This window comes from Neisseria sp. HMSC075C10 (genome assembly GCF_001815615.1).
Classification (GTDB): Bacteria; Pseudomonadota; Gammaproteobacteria; order Burkholderiales; family Neisseriaceae; genus Neisseria; species Neisseria subflava_A.
The window spans coordinates 1-572 of the sequence record NZ_KV821274.1 but is presented as its reverse complement, the minus strand read 5'-3'; the positions used below and the strand labels follow the sequence as shown (position 1 = coordinate 572).

The following is a 572-nucleotide window of genomic DNA, read 5'->3' as shown; positions in this document are numbered from 1 at the left end:
AAGGACAAGTCAGCGGCCAAACCACACCGGGTAAAGACAGCGATGCCCGCTGGACAAAGAAAAACGGTTTATACAAACTCGGTTACAAACAACATACCCGTACCGATGAGGAAGGCTATATCGAGAAACTGCACATCACCCCCGCCAATACCCATGAGTGCAACCACCTGTCGCCTTTGCTGGAAGGGATAGCCGAAGGTACGGCCGTCTATGCCGACAAAGGCTATGACAGTGCGGAAAACCGGCAACATCTGAAAGAGCATCAGTTGTTGGACGGCATTATGCGCAAAGCCCACCGTAACCATCCGTTGTCGGAAGCGCAAACTAAACGCAACCGATATTTGTCAAAGACCCGTTATGTGGTCGAACAAAGCTTCGGTACGCTGCACCGTAAATTCCGCTACTCCCGGGCAGCCTATTTCGGGTTGATTAAAGTGAATGCGCAAAGCCATCTGAAGGCGATGTGTTTAAACCTGTTGAAGGCCGCCAACAGGCTAAGCGCGCCTGTTGCTGCCTAAAAGTTTGATGGCTTTGGCTGTCGATACGGTTTTTGCCTTTGCCGTAGGCGGCTT

Annotated in this window: 1 protein-coding gene; it reads left to right on the top strand. The window is 51.4% G+C overall.

Going from position 1 to position 572, the window contains the following annotated elements:
* Nucleotides 1-518, top strand: a 518-nt coding sequence (locus HMPREF3047_RS10035; RefSeq protein WP_141756575.1) for an IS5 family transposase, incomplete at its 5' end; no start/stop codon positions are given.
* Nucleotides 519-572 lie beyond the last annotated feature (54 nt).